General features: G+C 61.4%; 18 protein-coding genes. 7 read left to right on the top strand and 11 right to left on the bottom strand.

What is annotated here, in order from left to right; genetic code table 11:
- Positions 1-48: 48 nt before the first annotated feature.
- Positions 49-1,821 carry an SLC13 family permease gene (locus ISX84_RS01135; RefSeq protein WP_195818480.1) on the top strand — a complete coding sequence of 591 codons (1,773 nt, stop codon included), beginning with the start codon at positions 49-51 and terminating at the stop codon, positions 1,819-1,821.
- 101 nt (positions 1,822-1,922) lie between these two features.
- On the opposite strand, the gene ISX84_RS01130 is transcribed toward ISX84_RS01135, so the two are convergent.
- The 4 genes from ISX84_RS01130 to ISX84_RS01115 form a co-directional block, all read right to left on the bottom strand.
- Entirely contained in the window at positions 1,923-2,087 is a 165-nt protein-coding gene (locus tag ISX84_RS01130; RefSeq protein WP_195818479.1) for a hypothetical protein, read from the bottom strand.
- Between the two features lie 120 nt (positions 2,088-2,207).
- Entirely contained in the window at positions 2,208-3,923 is a 1,716-nt protein-coding gene (locus ISX84_RS01125) for an SLC13 family permease (RefSeq protein ID WP_229884100.1), read from the bottom strand.
- 117 nt (positions 3,924-4,040) lie between these two features.
- Positions 4,041-4,952, bottom strand: a complete 912-nt coding sequence (locus ISX84_RS01120) for a DMT family transporter (protein WP_318168541.1) — start codon at positions 4,950-4,952, stop codon at positions 4,041-4,043.
- A complete protein-coding gene (locus tag ISX84_RS01115) occupies positions 4,949-5,761 on the bottom strand; it encodes a TIGR00282 family metallophosphoesterase (RefSeq protein WP_195818478.1) in 813 nt (270 codons plus the stop codon). The genes ISX84_RS01120 and ISX84_RS01115 overlap by 4 nt, the downstream gene beginning before the upstream one ends.
- Before the next feature lie 126 nt (positions 5,762-5,887).
- Here ISX84_RS01115 and ISX84_RS01110 point away from each other — a divergent pair, with 126 nt between their 5' ends.
- From ISX84_RS01110 to ISX84_RS01100, 3 genes are all read left to right on the top strand, one after another.
- A complete protein-coding gene (locus ISX84_RS01110) occupies positions 5,888-6,721 on the top strand; it encodes an SDR family NAD(P)-dependent oxidoreductase (RefSeq protein ID WP_195818477.1) in 834 nt (277 codons plus the stop codon).
- Between the two features lie 185 nt (positions 6,722-6,906).
- The gene (locus ISX84_RS01105; protein ID WP_195818476.1) at positions 6,907-7,470 is read left to right on the top strand and encodes a DUF2975 domain-containing protein; all 564 of its coding nucleotides are present in this window, start codon (positions 6,907-6,909) and stop codon (positions 7,468-7,470) included.
- On the top strand, positions 7,463-7,702 hold the full coding sequence (locus ISX84_RS01100) for a helix-turn-helix domain-containing protein (protein ID WP_442800608.1): 240 nt from the start codon (positions 7,463-7,465) through the stop codon (positions 7,700-7,702). The genes ISX84_RS01105 and ISX84_RS01100 overlap by 8 nt, the downstream gene beginning before the upstream one ends.
- On the opposite strand, the gene ISX84_RS01095 is transcribed toward ISX84_RS01100, so the two are convergent.
- Positions 7,699-8,259 (bottom strand): 5-formyltetrahydrofolate cyclo-ligase, encoded by a 561-nt coding sequence (locus ISX84_RS01095; RefSeq protein ID WP_195818475.1) that lies wholly within the window; start codon positions 8,257-8,259, stop codon positions 7,699-7,701. The genes ISX84_RS01100 and ISX84_RS01095 overlap by 4 nt on opposite strands.
- Positions 8,256-9,647, bottom strand: coding sequence for a magnesium transporter (mgtE, locus tag ISX84_RS01090; protein WP_195818474.1), 1,392 nt, complete (start codon positions 9,645-9,647; stop codon positions 8,256-8,258). The genes ISX84_RS01095 and mgtE overlap by 4 nt, the downstream gene beginning before the upstream one ends.
- Before the next feature lie 108 nt (positions 9,648-9,755).
- Between mgtE and guaD the strand changes: the two genes are divergently transcribed.
- Complete coding sequence (gene guaD, locus ISX84_RS01085) at positions 9,756-11,060, top strand: guanine deaminase (protein WP_195818473.1); 1,305 nt, start codon at positions 9,756-9,758, stop codon at positions 11,058-11,060.
- A gap of 43 nt (positions 11,061-11,103) precedes the next feature.
- Here guaD and ISX84_RS01080 read toward each other — a convergent pair whose 3' ends face one another.
- The 5 genes from ISX84_RS01080 to ISX84_RS01060 form a co-directional block, all read right to left on the bottom strand.
- A complete protein-coding gene (locus ISX84_RS01080) occupies positions 11,104-11,529 on the bottom strand; it encodes a CAP domain-containing protein (protein WP_326838681.1) in 426 nt (141 codons plus the stop codon).
- Entirely contained in the window at positions 11,526-12,866 is a 1,341-nt protein-coding gene (locus ISX84_RS01075; RefSeq protein ID WP_195818472.1) for an 8-oxoguanine deaminase, read from the bottom strand. Before ISX84_RS01075 ends, ISX84_RS01080 begins: the two co-directional genes overlap by 4 nt.
- The gene (gene hisN, locus ISX84_RS01070) at positions 12,863-13,675 is read right to left on the bottom strand and encodes a histidinol-phosphatase (protein WP_195818471.1); all 813 of its coding nucleotides are present in this window, start codon (positions 13,673-13,675) and stop codon (positions 12,863-12,865) included. The genes ISX84_RS01075 and hisN overlap by 4 nt, the downstream gene beginning before the upstream one ends.
- Before the next feature lie 100 nt (positions 13,676-13,775).
- Positions 13,776-14,147 carry a helix-turn-helix domain-containing protein gene (locus ISX84_RS01065; RefSeq protein ID WP_195818470.1) on the bottom strand — a complete coding sequence of 124 codons (372 nt, stop codon included), beginning with the start codon at positions 14,145-14,147 and terminating at the stop codon, positions 13,776-13,778.
- A 522-nt stretch (positions 14,148-14,669) separates the two neighbouring features.
- A complete protein-coding gene (locus ISX84_RS01060) occupies positions 14,670-15,545 on the bottom strand; it encodes a LysR family transcriptional regulator (RefSeq protein ID WP_195818469.1) in 876 nt (291 codons plus the stop codon).
- Between the two features lie 116 nt (positions 15,546-15,661).
- Here ISX84_RS01060 and ISX84_RS01055 point away from each other — a divergent pair, with 116 nt between their 5' ends.
- Positions 15,662-15,880, top strand: a complete 219-nt coding sequence (locus ISX84_RS01055) for a DUF1127 domain-containing protein (RefSeq protein ID WP_195818468.1) — start codon at positions 15,662-15,664, stop codon at positions 15,878-15,880.
- A 173-nt stretch (positions 15,881-16,053) separates the two neighbouring features.
- Positions 16,054-16,791, top strand: coding sequence for a Bax inhibitor-1/YccA family protein (locus tag ISX84_RS01050; protein WP_195818467.1), 738 nt, complete (start codon positions 16,054-16,056; stop codon positions 16,789-16,791).
- Positions 16,792-16,850: the final 59 nt, after the last annotated feature.

Raw genomic sequence — 16,850 nt, 5'->3', positions numbered from 1 at the left:
AGTTGAGGTAAAACAACTCGCAAAATCAAGAGCGTGGAGCAGGCCCCCGTGACAACAGATCAAATCATCCTTTTCACGCTCTTTGGCGCGGTCTTTGGCCTGCTGCTTTGGGGGCGCTTTCGCTATGATATCGTGGCCTTTACCGCCCTGATGGTCGGTGTGGTTCTGGGCGTGGTTCCCACCCAGGACGCGTTTTCCGGCTTTGGGCATCCCGCGACGCTGGTGGTGGCCCTCGTCCTTGTGGTCTCCGCCGGGCTGGTGCGGTCGGGGGCGGTGTTCCTGATCACCCGCACGCTCGTGGATGCGACGCGCTCTCTGGGCACACATATCGCGCTGATGGGCGCCATCGGCGGGGTGCTTTCCGCCTTCATGAACAATGTCGCGGCCCTTGCCCTGCTCATGCCGGTGGACATTCAAACCGCGCGCAAGGCGGGCCGCGCGCCGGGGCTCAGCCTGATGCCGCTCAGCTTTGCCACCATCCTCGGGGGCATGGCCACATTGATCGGCACGCCGCCCAATATCATCATTGCGTCGATCCGCGAGGAGTCTCTGGGGGCGCCTTTTGCGATGTTCGACTTTGCCCCTGTCGGCGGGGCCGCAGCGATTGCGGGCCTGATTTTCGTGGCCTTGATCGGCTGGCGGCTGATTCCACAAGACACAACGCAAACAACACCGGAAGCGGACCTGTCGCAATACATTGCCGAACTGACCGTGCCCGAGGGCAGCAAGCACCTTGGCAAACGTCTGGCGGAACTGGATGACGCGGCGGACAAGGCGGATGTGGCCATCCTCGGTCTCATCCGCGACGGCAAGCGCCGCTACGGTCAGGCCCGGAATGCGCTGCTGCAGGCCGGTGACGCACTGGTTCTGGAAGCAACACCCGACGCATTGGACGAATTTCGCACCAGCCTTGACCTGGCCGTGGCCGACGCCAAACGCGAAGAGGCCCTGCGCGCCGATGGCGAAGGCGTCGAGATCATCGAGGTCGTGGTCCCGGAAGCCGCGCGCATCCACGGCAAGACGGCGCAATCCATCGGCCTTGCGTGGCGACAGCGCACGGTACTCTTGGGCATCTCGCGGCAAGGCACGCGGATCACCAAGCATCTGCGCAAGACGGTTGTGAAGACCGGCGACATCCTGCTGCTGCTGGTGCCCCGCGACACCGGGCCGGATGTCACCGACTGGCTGGGCTGTCTGCCGCTGGCCGACCGCGGGCTGGCCGTGACCGAAAACGGTAAGGTCTGGCTTGCGATCGGCCTCTTTGCCGGGGCCGTGGCCGCGGCCAGTGTCGGGCTGCTCTATCTACCTATCGCGCTGGGGCTGGTGGTGGTTGCCTATGTGCTCACCCGCATCGTCCCGCTCAGTGAACTCTACGATCATATCAACTGGCCGGTGGTGGTGCTCCTGGGGTCGATGATCCCGCTGGGCGCGGCGCTGGAAAGCTCTGGCGGCACCGAGCTGATTGCGGACGCGCTTGTCTCCTGGACCGGCGGGCTGCCGGCCTGGGCTGTACTCACCGTGTTGATGATCGTGACGATGACTTTGTCGGATGTGCTCAACAACACCGCAACGACCATCGTGGCCGCGCCCGTCGGCATTCAGATGGCGCAGAGCCTGAATGTCTCACCCGATCCGTTCCTGATGGCGGTGGCCGTGGCCGCGTCTTCCGCGTTTCTCACCCCCATCGGGCACAAGAACAACACGCTCATCCTTGGGCCCGGGGGCTATCGGTTCGGGGACTACTGGCGCATGGGCCTGCCGCTGGAGGTGATCGTGGTGGCGGTATCGATCCCCGTTATTCTGGTTGTCTGGCCGCTCTGAGATTTAGTGTGGGAAAATGAAAAGCCCGCGCGCGCTCCTGCTAAAGGAGACGGGCGCGGGCTTGAGGAATGTCGGTGGGCGCCTTCTGGTGCCCTTTGCGTTTAGCGTCCGTAGACGTGCGAATACGCGACTTGATAAGCGTCTTCCGGGAACATGCCCAGATCAATCGCCGTCTCGCGTGGCATGTGCCGCAGCTCGTGATAGGTGCGGTTGAATTCGGCCCGTTTCGCGGCCGCGTTTTTCAGTCGGTTCATAATATCATTCATGTGACGTTCCTTTCATCAAAACCGGATGTTCTGATAGCGCCAACATGGTGGCAAAATTCTTAACAAACAACGTTCAAAAACGAAAAGCAGCCCTGCAATTGCTGCATGGCAGCATGAGCTTCAGAGCGGCCAGATCAGCGGGATGATCATTGAGACAATGAGCGCCATGCTGAGGTTAAGCGGCACGCCGATGCGCATGAAGTCGGTAAAGCGATAGCCGCCGGGCCCATAGACCAGCGTGTTGGTCTGATAGCCGATGGGCGTGGCAAAGGCGCAGGAGGCCGCGATCATGACAGCAACGACCAGGGGGCGCGGATCCAGGCCCAGTGCCGTGCCCAAACCAATGGCCAGCGGGGTCATGATGACGGCGACGGCGTTGTTGGACACGATCTCTGTCAGGGTCGAGGTCATGGCAAAAACCACCAGAACCACCACCGTCGGCGGCATTGCCATCAGCGTCGGCGAGACGGCATCAACGATGAGCGCAATTGCTCCGGAATGCTGCAGCGCCGCGCCGACGGAGAGCATGGCAAAGATTAACGCCAGCAGGCGCCCGTCGATGAAGGAAAACGCCTCATCCGCGTCGATGCAGCCGGTGACCAGCACCAGCGCCACAGCGATGATCGCCAGCAGCAGAATGGGCGCCACGTTGAGAGCGGCGAGGACGACAATTCCTGCCAGAGCGGCAATGGCGATGGGCGCGTGACTGCGCCGAAAGGCGCGGGCGGAAGGCTGCGACACATCCACCATGTCCATATCCGCAGCCAGCCGCTGAATGTCTTCGGGTGCCCCTTCCAGCAGCAGGGTGTCCCCGATCTTGACCACCAGATCGTCCAGCTGCCGACCGATGTTCTGGTTACGTCGATGCACGGCCAGCGGATAGACACCGTAGCGACGGCGCAGCCGCATGCTGCCAAGGGATCGCCCGACCATGCGGCACCCCGGCGTGATCAGGACTTCAACCGTCGTCGTCTCCACCGCTGAGACCTGATCCACCCGTTTCAGCTCCTTGTTGGCCTGCAGGCTCAGCAGCTCCGTCATCTGGGTGCGCAATACCACGCGGTCCCCCAGCTGCAGCGTCACACCCTGCATGTTGCGCCGGAGCGAGGCATCGCCCCGGATCACATCGACAAGCCGCACGCCTTCGCGTTTGAAAAGTTGCACGCTCAGCACCTCGCGCCCGATCAGGTTGCTTTCGGGGGGGATCACGGCCTCGGTGAAGAACTTCATCTTGGAGCGATCAGAGAGCATATTCGCCATGCTGTCGCGATCCGGCAGCAGATGTTTGGCAAAGATCGACAGGTAGATCAGCCCCCAGACGCAGACCACAAGACCGATGGGCAGGATCTCAAAAATCGTGAAGGGATCGAGCCCCTGCGTGCGGGCAACCCCATCGACCAGCAGGTTGGTCGAGGTCCCGATCAGCGTGAGCGAGCCGCCCATGATCGCCGCATAGCTGAGCGGGATCAGGTAGCGCGAGGCCTTGGCCCCCAAGGTTTGGCTCAGCTGGACCATCACGGGGATCATCACTACCACGACAGGCGTGTTGTTCATGATGGCCGAGGCGCCCATCACCGACAGGATCACCCCCGCCACTGCCCCCTTCGGATGGGTCTTGGCATAGCGTTCCGCCAGTTGGGTCAGCACCTCCAGCGCGCCGGTGCGCACCAGCGCCCCCATCACGATGAACATCGCGGCAATGGTCCAGGGCGCGGGGTTGCTGAGCACGGCCAGCGCGTTCTCATAAGGCAGGACACCCAGCAGCAGCATCAGTGCCGCACCGGTGATGGCGACCACCTCTGTCGGGAAGGTCTCGCGCACAAAGAGCACGAACATCACCGCAACCACCGTGAGGGTCAGCACGGCACTCACGGTAGATGACAATTCAACAAATGGGATCAAGGGGATGCGACCTGTGTCGTTGTTCAACCTGCGGTAAGGTACGCCGATTGCTCACGCAGGAGCAAGCGCCGCTTTCGGGCGCGGCTGCACCAGATACATGCCTGCAAACATAAGCAGCAGCGCTGCCCAGATGCCAGCGGAATAGGCCTCGCCCAGCAGCAGTTTGGCCCAGAGGACGCCAAAGCCCGTGACCAGATAGCTGACCTGCACGGCGAAAACGGACCCGGCACGCCCAACCATCCAGACATAACCGGCATAGACGACCACGTGAATGATGGAGCCGAGGATCAGCGCCTGCCCCTCGCGGGTCTGGGCGGCGTCGACGGGGATCCACTGGCCGGAGAGCACCGTCACGGGCAGCATGATCACCGCCCCCATCAGGGATGCCCCGTAGAGCACCTGGAACGGGTCCATGCCTGCGGTGCCGAATTTCGCCACCAGATTGCCCTCAAGCCCGTAGCAGATGCCGCTGATCAACCCGACGCCGACCCAGAAAACCGCGAGATTGAGCGCGGACGCCCCCGGCACCGCGATCAGCAGCACACCGCAGAGGCCCAGCGACAGCCCCAGAAAGCGCCGCCATGAAAACCGGTCCAGCCCCATCAGCAGCGCAATGGGAAAGGCCCACATGGGCACCATCGACAACAGGATCGACAGGATGCCCGAGGGCAGATGCACTGCGGCCTGGTAGGCGGTGGAGTTGGGGATCATCGTGCCAATGGCCGCCACCATCAGGCAAATGGCGATCTGACGCCGTCCGCGCGGCAGCCGGGTGCCCCGTATCGCGCAGATGGCCGCCATCAGAACCGCTCCGATAATGAGCTGCCAGAAAATCAGGCCAAAGTGCTGGTACCCGGTGGAGACCGCAATCTTTGTCAGGGGCTGTGTCATGCCCCAGCCGGCTCCCAAAAGGATGAGCACGCCGGTCAACAGCACCACGTCCGAGCGCACAGGCACGGTCACGGGGCGCCCGGCTCAAGCAGGCCGCCCTCGCGGATCGCGGCGATGCGGGTGGCCTTGCCCGTGCGGTCGTCGGTTTCGACATAGACACCGGAGAGGGTCGCCTCGCCGTTCGCGGGGGAAAAGCGGTCGCGCGGCATGCCGGTGATGAAACGGCGCAGCGGTTCGGCCTTATCCATGCCGATGACGGAATTATAGTCGCCGCACATGCCCGCATCGGTCAGATATCCGGTGCCGCCGGGTAGAATCATCGCATCCGCCGTGGGCACATGGGTATGGGTCCCGACAACAAGGCTCGCGCGCCCATCGGCAAAATGCCCCATCGCCATCTTTTCCGACGTCGCCTCGCAATGCACGTCCACGATCACGGCGGCGGCCTGCCCGCCGAGCGGATGCATCTTGAGCACCGGCTCCAGCGCCGAGAACGGGTCATCAAAGGGCCGTTTCATGAACACTTGCCCCAGCACCTGCGTCACCAACACCTTACGCCCGTTTTTCGAGGTAAAGAGCCGCGCGCCCTTGCCCGGTGCGGTTTTGGAGAAGTTCAGCGGGCGGATGACCCGTGGTTCCTGCTCAATGAACTGCAGCATATCGCGCTGATCAAAAGCGTGATCGCCCAGCGTGATGCAATCGGCCCCGGCCTCCAGCAGCGTCTTGGCATGCGCGCCTGACAGACCCACGCCCGAGGTCGCGTTTTCGCCATTCACCACCACGAAATCCAGCTTCCACGCCGTCCGCAACCGCGCAAGGTTTTCCGTGATCGCGCGCCGTCCGGCCCGCCCCATTACATCGCCAAGGAACATCAGTTTCATGTCTGATGGGTAGGGCTCCGGCACCGGCAGGGCAAGGGGCAGGCCTTATAATAATGCGGCACAGCGTCATGGCGGAAAACCGATTTCGCCTTAAGTTGGGATATGTAGATACCGGAGGGCAAAACGATGTCATGGCAAGAAATCAGCAAACGCGGTGGGCTGGCCGTCATCACCGGTGGCGCCAGCGGCGTCGGATTGGCGGCAGCAGAGCTATTGGCGGGGCGGGGGTTTCACCTCCTGCTGGCCGATCAGAATGCGGAGGCTCTTGAAACGGCGGCAACAGACCTGCGCGCCTCGGGGGCGCGGGTTGAGACGCAGGTTGTGGATGTCTCCGATGCGCATGCCGTAAACGCGCTGGCCGATCAGGCCTTTGCAATGGGCCGGGTTGCGGTGGTCATGAACAATGCAGGCATTGGTCTCGGCTCCTCCTGTTGGGACGATCCCGAGGCGTGGCGCAAGACCTTCGATGTCAACTTCTTCGGCATCGTCAATGGCGTTCAGGCCTTCGTGCCCCGGCTGATCGACGCGGGCGAGCCTGCGGCGATCATCAACACCGGCTCCAAGCAGGGCATCACCACCCCGCCCGGAAACCCGGCCTACAACGCCTCCAAGGCGGCGGTGAAAGTCCTGACTGAACAGCTGGCACACGAACTGCGTGAGGCAGGCGCCCCCATCGATGTCCACCTCTTCGTGCCGGGGTTTACCTACACGGGCATGATCGCGGCCATCATGCCGGAAAAACCGGAGGGCGCCTGGACCAGCGCGCAATGTGTGGAATACCTCTTTGACCGCGTCGGACGGGGGGATTTCTACGTGCTCTGCCCTGACAATATGGTGGATGAGACGGTGGACGAGCGCCGCGTGCTCTGGGCGGCAGGCGATATCGCTGAAAACCGCCCGGCCCTGTCCCGGTGGCATCCGGACTGGGCTGAGGCATTTTCCGCCTTCGAAAAAGGATGACGACTGGAGGCATGCAAGGTCTGCCGGGAGGTGCGGTTCGGGAACCAATGACCCACCGAAACCACTCCGGTAGGCACCTTTGCAACTTCATGTGATAGAGCCCCACAAAAATTCATATTAGGATTGCAATAATTATTGTTTTACGATAATTTTTAAGCGTAGTATTTTATGTGGAGTACGCACCCATGTCCGACCCCCTCGACAGGCAATCGAAAATCGCGGCAACCGCCCGCGCTGGTGTGTGGTTCAGCACACTCGCTCTGGGTCTCGCGATCGTTGTCGCGGCCTATTTTGTCTTTCTATCCATCAGCGATCCGCAGCTTTTGGGACAGAAATTGACGCAAGAACTCAACCTCGACATCAGCGCCCTGCAGCTGACCACGGCCAGCGCGCTGCTGGCCTCGCTGATCTGGCTGATAACCGACGTCATGGCGGTTGCGATGATGCTGCTCATCCGGCAGCTTTTTGCAGGTATCCGTGAAGGATCAGGCATCTTCACCCAAAGGACCGCCATCCGGCTACGACGGGTCGGCTGGGTGCTGGTTCTGATCGTCCCGGTCAGCATGATCGTCGATGGGATCGCACGCGCAATCCTGCTGTATTGGGCCGATCCCACACGTCTCACCTTCGGCATTGGCTTTGAGGACGGCGACATCTACGCCATCATCCTGGGCCTGATGCTGGTGGCATTGGGCCACATCATGGTGGACGCCGCCCATATGGCAGAGGAAAACAAGGCCTTTGTCTGATGCGGAACAAGAAATCGGCAAGCGGATCGTCGTGACGCTGGATGTGATGCTGGCCCGGCGCAAGATGCGCTCCAAAGAACTGGCGGAACGGGTGGGCATCACCGAACAGAACATCTCGTTGCTGAAGTCCGGCAAGGTCAAGGGCGTGCGCTTCGACACGCTGGCGCGGATTTGCGAGGCCCTGTCCTGCGAACCCGGTGACATCCTGACCTACGAGGACGTCGAGGACTAGCGCAGGTCGATCATCTCGGTCTCTGTCACGATGAAATCAAGCGTCTGGTCGGTCGGCTCCAACGGCAGCTGAGCGGCCTCCTGTGCGGCATAGGCAAAGCCGATGGCCAGGGTCCCGCGGCGCGCCCGCAGCTGTTCCAGCGTGCGGTCGTAGAACCCCCCGCCATAGCCCAGCCGCCCGCCCTGCCCGTCAAAAGCAACCAGCGGCACGATCAGTATTTCCGGCTCGAAGTAGTCGGGGTCTTCGGGGATCAGCGCGCCAAAAGCCCCTTCGACCAGCGGCATGTCGGGCTCCCACCGGGCGAACTTCAGCGGTTGTCCCGCCCCGAGGATGACCGGGATGCCAACCGGGCCATGGGCGGCGGCCTCCGACATGGCCGGGCGCGGATCGATCTCTGTGCGGATGGGCATATAGCCGGACAGGGGCACCCCCCGGTAGCCTGCCAGAAAGCCCGACAGCACCCCGGCCGCCGTGCCCGGGTCGTCTGCATGCGCCGCCTTGCGCCGGGCAAACCCCTCCCGCCGCGCCTGTGCCTTCGCCTCCACCAGATCGATCACAAAAGCACCAGTGCCGCGAGGCCGAGAAAGGCAAAAAACCCGACCACATCCGTGACCGTGGTCACAAAGGCGCCGGAGGCCAGCGCCGGATCGACGCCCACGCGCTCTAAGACAACCGGAATCACCGTTCCAGCCAGCCCCGCAATCACCAGATTGATGACCATCGCCACGGCAATCACGTAGCCAAGCGCGGGGGAGCCGAACCAGATGACCCCCACCACACCCATCACCACGGCAAAGATCAGCCCGTTGATCAGCCCCACCAGCACCTCGCGCCGGATCACGCGCCAGACGTTGGCGCCGGTCAGGTCCTTGGTGGCAATCGCACGCACCGCAACCGTCAACGACTGGGTGCCCGCATTGCCACCCATGGAGGCCACGATGGGCATCAGCACGGCCAGCGCCACGATCTGCGCAATCGCCATCTCGAACTGCGCGATCACCAGACTTGCGGCAATCGCCGTCACCAGGTTCACCGCCAGCCAGGGCAGACGCTGCTTGGTTGTCTCGATCACCCGGTCGGACAGCGACCCCTCGCCCACACCGGCCAACCGCAGGATGTCTTCTTCATGTTCCTCGTCCAGGACGGCCATGGCGTCGTCAATGGTGATCACCCCGATCAACCGGTCCTCTTCATCCACAACAGGTGCGGAAATCAGGTGGTACTGGTTAAAGGCATAGGCGACCTCGCCCTCGTCCTGCAGCGCCGGAATGACCTGAAAGGTCTCTTCCTTGATGTCCATCAGCCGGGTTTCACGCTTGGATCGCATCACCTTGCCCAGCGTGACATTCCCGATGGGATGCAGCCGCGGGTCGACCAGCACGATGTGATAGAACTGCGCGGGCAGTTCCTCCTCGGGCGTGGTGCGCAGGTAGTCAATGGCCTCACCCACCGTCCAATGCTCCGGTGCCATGACCACTTCGCGCTGCATCAGACGGCCCGCAGAGTACTCCGGATAGCCCAGCGCCTGCTGTACGGCGGCCCGGTCCACATCTTCGAGCGCCTCGAGAATGGCTTCCTGCTGATGATCCTCAAGATCTTCGACCAGATCGACAACGTCATCGCTGTCCATGTCGCGCACGGCCTGCGTCAAGACCTGTGGTGTCAGGACGGAGATGACCTCCTCCCGGATCGATTCATCGAGTTCCGACAGGATTTCACCGTCAAACTCGCGCCCGTAAAGCCGCACCAGCCGGGAGCGGTCAAAGGCGTTGATCTGCTCCAGAAGGTCAGCAATATCCGCCGGGTGCAGCGGCTCCATCAGCTCTGTCAGCTTGGCGGAATCTTCAATATCCACCGCGTAGAGGATCGCAGCAATCGCCTTGGGACCAAGGAGATAGGCGTCGTCCTCGCCTTCCGGCTCCAGCTCTGCGGTCTGATCTGACATGCGCGCGTCCCCCTGCTTTGGATCGGACCATAAGCGGCGGCCCCGTTGGACACAATGCCAGCACGCTTGCCCGTTGTCGCCACCGCGCGAAGCGCCTAGAGAAGACGCATGAACACGCAAAAGCTCCTCCTCGGCCAGACATTCGAAACCTCCGGCAATCCGATGACCGGCCCGTGGCAGGACGCGGTGCGGATCAACAGCGCCGGTGCCGTTTTGATCGAAAATGACCAGATCGTCCGGGTCGCGGATCGGGACACGCTGCGCCGCGACGCGCCCCAGGCGGACGTGCATGACTACGGCCAGCATCTCATCTGCCCCGGTTTTGTGGATGCCCATGTGCACTACCCGCAGACAGCGATCATCGCGAGCTGGGGCAAGCAGCTGATCGACTGGCTGAACACCTATACTTTCCCTGAAGAGATGCGCCTGCATGATCCGGCCTACGCCCGCCAAATCGCGGCCCGCTATCTGGACCTTGCGCTGGACCATGGCACGACGACCATGTGTTCCTACACCACCATCCACCCCGGCAGCGTGGACGCGTTCTTCGAAGCGGCGGCCACGCGCGGCATGCGCACCGTCGCGGGCAAAACCTGCATGGATCGCAACGCGCCGGACGGCCTGCGCGACACGGCGCAATCGGCCTATGACGAGAGTAAGGCGCTGCTGGCGCGCTGGCACGGCAAGGGCCGCGCGCAATACGCAATCACCCCGCGCTTTTCACCGACCTCAACGCCGGAACAACTAAGCGCCTTGGGCGCCCTCTGGGCAGAATATCCGACCTGTCTGATGCAAACACATCTGAGTGAACAACCCGCGGAAATCGACTGGGTGCGGCAGCTCTTTCCGGACGCCCGAGACTATCTGGATACCTATGAGGCGCATGGGCTGATCGGCGACCGCGCCGTCTACGGCCACGCCATCCATCTGCAGCCCCGTGAAATCGACCGCATCGCCGAAACGGGGGCCGCGCTGGTGCATTGCCCCACCTCTAACAGCTTCATCGGGTCCGGCCTAATGGATGTGGCCGGGCTCGCGACCCGTCGCATTCCGCTCGGGCTTGCCACGGATACCGGCGGTGGGTCGTCCTTTTCGATGCTGCGCACGATGGCTGCCGCCTATGAGATCGCGCAGTTGCGGGGCACCGCGCTGCATCCGGCACAGCTGATGTGGCTGGCCACCGCTGGCTCCGCACGCAGCCTGCATCTGCACACAAAAATCGGGACGCTTGCAGCGGGCTACGAAGCGGATCTGATCATCCTTGACCTCGCCTCGACGCCTGCCATTGCGCAACGCTCGGCAGAGGCCGACACGATCTGGGAAACCCTCTTCCCCACCCTCATGATGGGGGACGACCGCGCCATTGCCGATGTCTGGGTCGCGGGACAACGCCGCGCAGCTTCTTCTGGCTGAAAATATCCCCCCCGGAGGGCCCGGCTGCACCACGCACAACCGGTCAGCACCCAGGTGCCGCCAGCACCATGACCCAGATGCGCCCCGGCACTTCGACAAGGGCGAACTCCTGCGCCTGTCGGGAGAGCATGTTGCGGCGGTGCCCCTGAGACCCCGCCCAGGCCTGCATGACATCCGCCAGCGACGGCTGCCCCTTGGCAATATTCTCTGCCACAAAACACCATTCGTATCCCTCCCGCAACACCCGTTCGCCCACGTCTGAGCCATCACTGCCCCGATGATCGAAGAACCCCCACGCCGCCATATCCTGCGCATGCGCTTCCGCCGCACTCTGCAACGCCATGGAATAGGCCAGGGGCGCGCGTGCGTTTTCCGCGCGATAGGCATTCAACGCATCGGTGGCCGCTGGATCGGAGACCGCAGCGGTGGTCAGCCCGCACCACATAAGAACGCTGAAAATGTGCCTCACACCGCGTCTCCCAGGGCGTGCGCCATCTGGTTTTGGCGTGCAATCAGCGTCGCCATATCCAGCGTGATGATCTGCCCGTCCTGCACAATCCGGCGGCCTTCCACGATCAGATCCCGCACTGTTGTCGGCCCCGCCAGCAGCAGGGCCACCGGATCCCAGCTGCCAGCAGTCTCAATCCCGGACATGTCCCAGATCGCAATATCCGCCCGGCATCCAACCGCGATCCGCCCGCATTCCGGGCGTCCGAGCACGTCCGCGCCCCCGCGGGTCGCAACCTCCAGCGCCGCCCTTGCGCTCATCGCGTCCGCCCCTTGCGCGACCCGCTGCAGCAGCATGGCCTGTCGCGCTTCCGCCACCAGATTGCCTGCGTCATTGCTGGCCGATCCGTCCACCCCAAGCCCGACAGGCACACCTGCGGCACGCATATGGACCACCGGCGCAATGCCACTGCCCAAACGGCAATTGGAACAGGGGCAGTGGGCAACACCGGTCCCTGTCTTCGCAAAGAGCGCGATTTCCGCCGCATCAAGCTTCACGCAATGCGCGTGCCAGACATCCGGCCCGACCCACCCCAGGTCTTCAGCATATTGACCCGGGCGACAGCCGAAAGTTTCGAGGGAATAGGCGATGTCCTGCTCATTTTCAGCCAGATGCGTGTGCAGCATCACGCCTTTGTCCCGCGCGAGCAGGGCGGCATCGCGCATCAGATCCCGGCTGACCGAAAACGGGGAACAGGGCGCCACGCCGACCCGGCACATCGACCCCGGCGACGGGTCGTGGAAGGCATCGATCACCCGGATGCAGTCCTCCAGAATATCGGCTTCCTGCTCCACAAGGTCATCGGGGGGCAACCCACCCTGCGACCGGCCAATGCTCATCGCGCCGCGCGTGGGTTGGAAGCGGACGCCGACCTCTGCTGCTGCGTGGATCGTGTCTTCCAACCGTGCGCCGTTTGGGTAGAGGTAGAGGTGATCACTGCTCAGCGTGCAGCCCGACAGCGCCAATTCCGCCAACCCGACCTGCGCAGACGTAAACATATGATCGGGTGTGAAGCGCGACCAGATCGGATAGAGGGTTTGCAGCCACCCAAAGAGCAGCGCATCTTGGGCCGCAGGCACCGCGCGGGTCAGGGATTGATAAAGATGGTGGTGCGTGTTCACCAGGCCGGGCGTTACAACACATCCGCTGGCATCGATCACCGGCGCATCGCTTTGCAGGTTCTGTCCGACGGCGCAGATGACGCCGGCCTCGATCAAAACATCCGCCCTGCGCAACTCCCGGCGGTCGTCATCCATCGTCAGCAGATGATCCGCACCGCGCAGCAGAAGGCGTGTCACGCAGCGCTCTCTTGCAACAGGGCGAGCGCCTGCGCGTGGATGTCTGCGTTCGCAGCAGCCAGGGCCCGCCCCCCTTCATGTGCCGGGTCGCCCTCCCAGTTCGTGACAATGCCGCCCGCCGCTTCGATCACCGCAATCGGCGCCTGGATGTCATACGCCTGCAATCCGGCCTCGATGACCAGATCAACCTGCCCGGCGGCCAACAAGGCATAGGCATAGCAATCCATCCCGTAACGCGTCAGCTTGGCCTTTTCCGCGACAGCGCGAAAGGCGGCAGCTTCCTGCGGCGTGCCGACTTCGGGGAATGTGGTGAACACAATTGCGTCGTGCAACGCCTTGGTGGACCGTGTCTTCAACACGGATGTGCCGGATGGTCCCGTCAATTCGGCCTTTGCCGCGCTGCCAATGAACCGCTCTGCGATATAAGGCTGATCCACCAGGCCATAGTATGGGCCCCGTGCGTTCGAGACGGCGATCAATACACCCCAGGTCGGGGTGCCGCTGACAAACCCGCGGGTGCCGTCGATCGGGTCGAGCACCCATGTGCGCCCGCTTGTTCCATTGGATTGGCCGTACTCTTCGCCCAGAATAGCATCATCTGGGCAGTTTTCTTCCAGAATGGCACGCATGGCACGTTCCGCTGCGCGGTCGGCTTCGGTGACGGGGTCAAACCCGTCTGCCAGCTTGTTTTCGGAATCTAGTCCTGCCTGCCGGAAGTACGGCAGAATGGCTGCACGTGCTGCATCCGCCATGCGCTGCGCAATTGTGTCGATGTTTTCGAGTTCAACGGTATCAGGTGATAGGGTCATACCCGACTGGTGCCAGTCCGCGCGCATCGGCGCAAGCCTTGCGCGCGGTATTCATGCATGCAGCACTCTAAGCCGCGGTCTCACGAAAACCCCAGAAATATCAGGCGACGTCGCTCAGAACGCGTGCCAGTTCGAACAGGCGGCGGCGTTGGTTCTCAGGGATCGCATAGTAGGACCGAACGAGATCCATTGCTTCCTTGTCGCCCATCATATCCGCCGGGATCGAGTCTTGTTCTGCCGGGCTTTCAGCGTCCGATTTCAGACCTTCGAAAAAGAAGGCCACGTCGACTTCCAATGCATCGGCGATATCCCAAAGACGGGATGCGCTGACGCGATTGGCACCTGTTTCGTATTTCTGGATCTGCTGGAATTTGATTCCGACACATTCCGCGAGTTTCTGCTGTGTCATTCCGACAAGCCAGCGCCGCTGGCGAATACGTTTTCCAACATGAACGTCTACGACATGTACCATTTGCTTATTCCTTGCATAAACCTTGTTAAAAGGTGGTCCTCGACTGGACTGCTCCTTGGCACAACCTAGCCGCGATCACCACAAAACCGATATGTCGGCGAACAATAGTGAAATTCACTATCCGATCAATAATAATCGCTTCCCAATAAAGTGAGCAGACCGTTAGTCCAGACAATCATAAGGGGTCTTTTTCAGCGAAATCAGTGATTTTTGCGCCAAATTCTGCGTTGCCGCTTTTCGTTTAAAATTTTTTATATTTGATCAAATTTATCTGGATAAATACACTTATAAGTTGATTTTTACCGTGTTTGCGTTAACTTTTTCGCCGCAGGCTAGAATTTCTGAGCCCTTTCCCGGCGGCAGTATAGCAGGCTTGAAATCAATAGGCGGAAATTGCCCGTTCTGCGCAAAATTGGCAAAAAATTGCCAAGCCAAGCGAAATTTTCGCATTTTTTTGACCGTAACCCCCGGTGACTCCTGCCGAATCCAAGTGCCGCCGCTTTTGAATATGGCGATGCCAGTTCACGCAATTTTCAAACGCACCGCGTCCGACCCGGAGAAGGCACGCCGCAGGAAATCGGCCAGCGTGTCATGCACAACCCCCTTGGTGGCTTGCGCCCCGTATAGGTTGATCAGCTGGTGCGGCAGTTCCGGCAACCCTCCCCCGTGATCAATCGGTTCCAGATGCGGCGGCTCGGTGCCTTCGATCATGGTGTGCACGGCCAGATCGGCGCTGACCGTGGCTTCGATCGTGCGATCACTTTCGGTCTCGACGATCACCTCCCATTCGATGCCCGCCGCATCCAAAGCCTCGACAACCCGGGGACGGAACGTGCACAGCCGTCCGAAGGCCAGGTTGAGCGGTTTGCACCGCCAGGCCGCGCCACCGGGCGCACCGATCCACAACAATGGCTTCCGGATGAGGGTGACGCCCCCCGGATCAACCGTGTTCTCCGTCGTTAGGATCAGGTCGCATTCCCCCCGGCCGAACTTGTCCTTCAGGGCGCGGGTGTAGGAGGAGACAAGATGTACCTTCACCTGTGGGAACGCCGCATGAAAGCGTTTCAAAACCTGCGGAATCGCCGGGTAGACAATGTCATGCGGGACGCCGAGGATGATCTCCCCCTCATAAGCCTGATCCGTCAGGCGCCCGATCACCTCGTCGTTCAAGGCCACCATGCGGCGCGCGTAGACCAGCAGCTGTTCCCCCGAGGCCGTCAGGGCAATCGTCCGCCCCGAGCGGTCGAGAAGCTCAACATCCAGCAGTTCTTCGAGGCGTTTCAGCTGCATTGAAACCGCCGATTGGGTCAGATGCAGGAAACCAGCGGCGCGTGTGACGCCCCCGGCATCCGCGACCGCCACAAAAGAGCGTAACGTGGTGATGTCGAGGTTTCTCATATCACTATCCTTGATTCAATGCGTCACAAACATTCGTTTTCAATATGAATGATGATTGGCCATATATCAAGTCACTTGATGAAAACGACCTCATACATCACGAGAGGAACTATAAAATGGCTTTGATTGATCACGTTTCCGGACACACCAAAGGTGTTCCTCACCGCCGCCGCCACTTCGGTCTGCTGTCCTATCTGGCTCTGTGGCGCTCGCGCCGGGCGCTGGCACAGCTGGATGCGCGTGCTTTGGAAGACATTGGAATCGATAGCGAGGCCGCACAGCGAGAGGCGCGGCGCCATCTGTGGGATGTCCCCAGCACCTGGATAAATCGTTGAAACCGTGTTCTTTCGCGCCGTGTCAGACACCGCGTTAACACTTTATTACCCAAATCGCCCCAAACCGGCACATTCCCGACCGAAAAACCTTGAAATGCACCGGTCTGAGCACGATATTCGTGCCAGAGCGCGCAGAAGGTCTGACGCGCATTGAGTTTCAAGTGGAGGTCTTAATGGCTGACGTGAATACAATCCGGTCAACGGCCGGATCCCGCGCCGCCCAGATTGATGAGGGGCTGCGCGCCCATATGAACAAAGTCTACGGCACGATGTCCGTAGGCATGTTGATCACATTCGCAGTGGCTTGGGCCGTCGGCACGGCGCCGGGTTTGCTGTCTGTCTTCCGTGACCCGGTCACACTGCAGCCCAACATTCTGGGTTGGATCATCATGTTCGCACCGCTGGGCATGGTCTTTGCCTTCGGCGCCGCCATCAATCGCCTGTCTGCGGCAGCGGCTCAGCTGTTCTTTTACGCCTTCGCGGCGGTCATGGGTCTGTCGATCTCGTGGATTTTCGTGGCCTTCACCGGCTTCTCGATTGCGCAGATCTTCCTGATCACCTCGATTGCTTTCGCGGGTCTGTCGCTTTGGGGCTACACCACCAAGAAGGACATTTCCGGCTGGGGCAGCTTCCTGATCATGGGCGTGATCGGTCTGATCGTGGCCTCCATCGTGAACATTTTCCTTGGCAGCCCTGCCATCATGTTCGCGATCTCCGCCATTGGTGTTCTGATCTTTGCGGGCCTCACAGCCTATGACACGCAGAACATCAAAAACACCTACCTGGCCCATGCCCATCACGGCGACCAGGAATGGCTGCAGAAGTCCGGTATCATGGGCGCCTTGAGCCTGTATCTGAACTTTATCAACATGTTCATGATGCTGCTGTCGCTCTTCGGCAATCGCGAATAAGCGACACTCGATTTAAGAATTGGGCCGGTTCCTCACGGGACCGGCCTTTTTTGTTTCCG

It is taken from the genome of Roseobacter sp. MH60115 (genome assembly GCF_015644665.1).
Lineage (GTDB): Bacteria > Pseudomonadota > Alphaproteobacteria > Rhodobacterales > Rhodobacteraceae > Roseobacter.
This window is presented reverse-complemented; position numbering and strand designations above follow the sequence as displayed.

Bases quoted from the DNA above. Each gene is read 5' to 3' on its own strand.
- ISX84_RS01060 (WP_195818469.1), bottom strand. From the start codon at position 15,545: ATGAGAAACCTCGACATCACCACGTTACGCTCTTTTGTGGCGGTCGCG.
- ISX84_RS01050 (WP_195818467.1), top strand. From the start codon at position 16,054: ATGGCTGACGTGAATACAATCCGGTCAACGGCCGGATCCCGCGCCGCC.
- ISX84_RS01055 (WP_195818468.1), top strand. From the start codon at position 15,662: ATGGCTTTGATTGATCACGTTTCCGGACACACCAAAGGTGTTCCTCAC.
- ISX84_RS01110 (WP_195818477.1), top strand. From the start codon at position 5,888: ATGTCATGGCAAGAAATCAGCAAACGCGGTGGGCTGGCCGTCATCACC.
- guaD (WP_195818473.1), top strand. From the start codon at position 9,756: ATGAACACGCAAAAGCTCCTCCTCGGCCAGACATTCGAAACCTCCGGC.
- ISX84_RS01105 (WP_195818476.1), top strand. From the start codon at position 6,907: ATGTCCGACCCCCTCGACAGGCAATCGAAAATCGCGGCAACCGCCCGC.
- hisN (WP_195818471.1), bottom strand. From the start codon at position 13,675: ATGACCCTATCACCTGATACCGTTGAACTCGAAAACATCGACACAATT.
- ISX84_RS01125 (WP_229884100.1), bottom strand. From the start codon at position 3,923: ATGTTCGTGCTCTTTGTGCGCGAGACCTTCCCGACAGAGGTGGTCGCC.
- mgtE (WP_195818474.1), bottom strand. From the start codon at position 9,647: ATGTCAGATCAGACCGCAGAGCTGGAGCCGGAAGGCGAGGACGACGCC.
- ISX84_RS01115 (WP_195818478.1), bottom strand. From the start codon at position 5,761: ATGAAACTGATGTTCCTTGGCGATGTAATGGGGCGGGCCGGACGGCGC.
- ISX84_RS01065 (WP_195818470.1), bottom strand. From the start codon at position 14,147: ATGGTACATGTCGTAGACGTTCATGTTGGAAAACGTATTCGCCAGCGG.
- ISX84_RS01130 (WP_195818479.1), bottom strand. From the start codon at position 2,087: ATGAATGATATTATGAACCGACTGAAAAACGCGGCCGCGAAACGGGCC.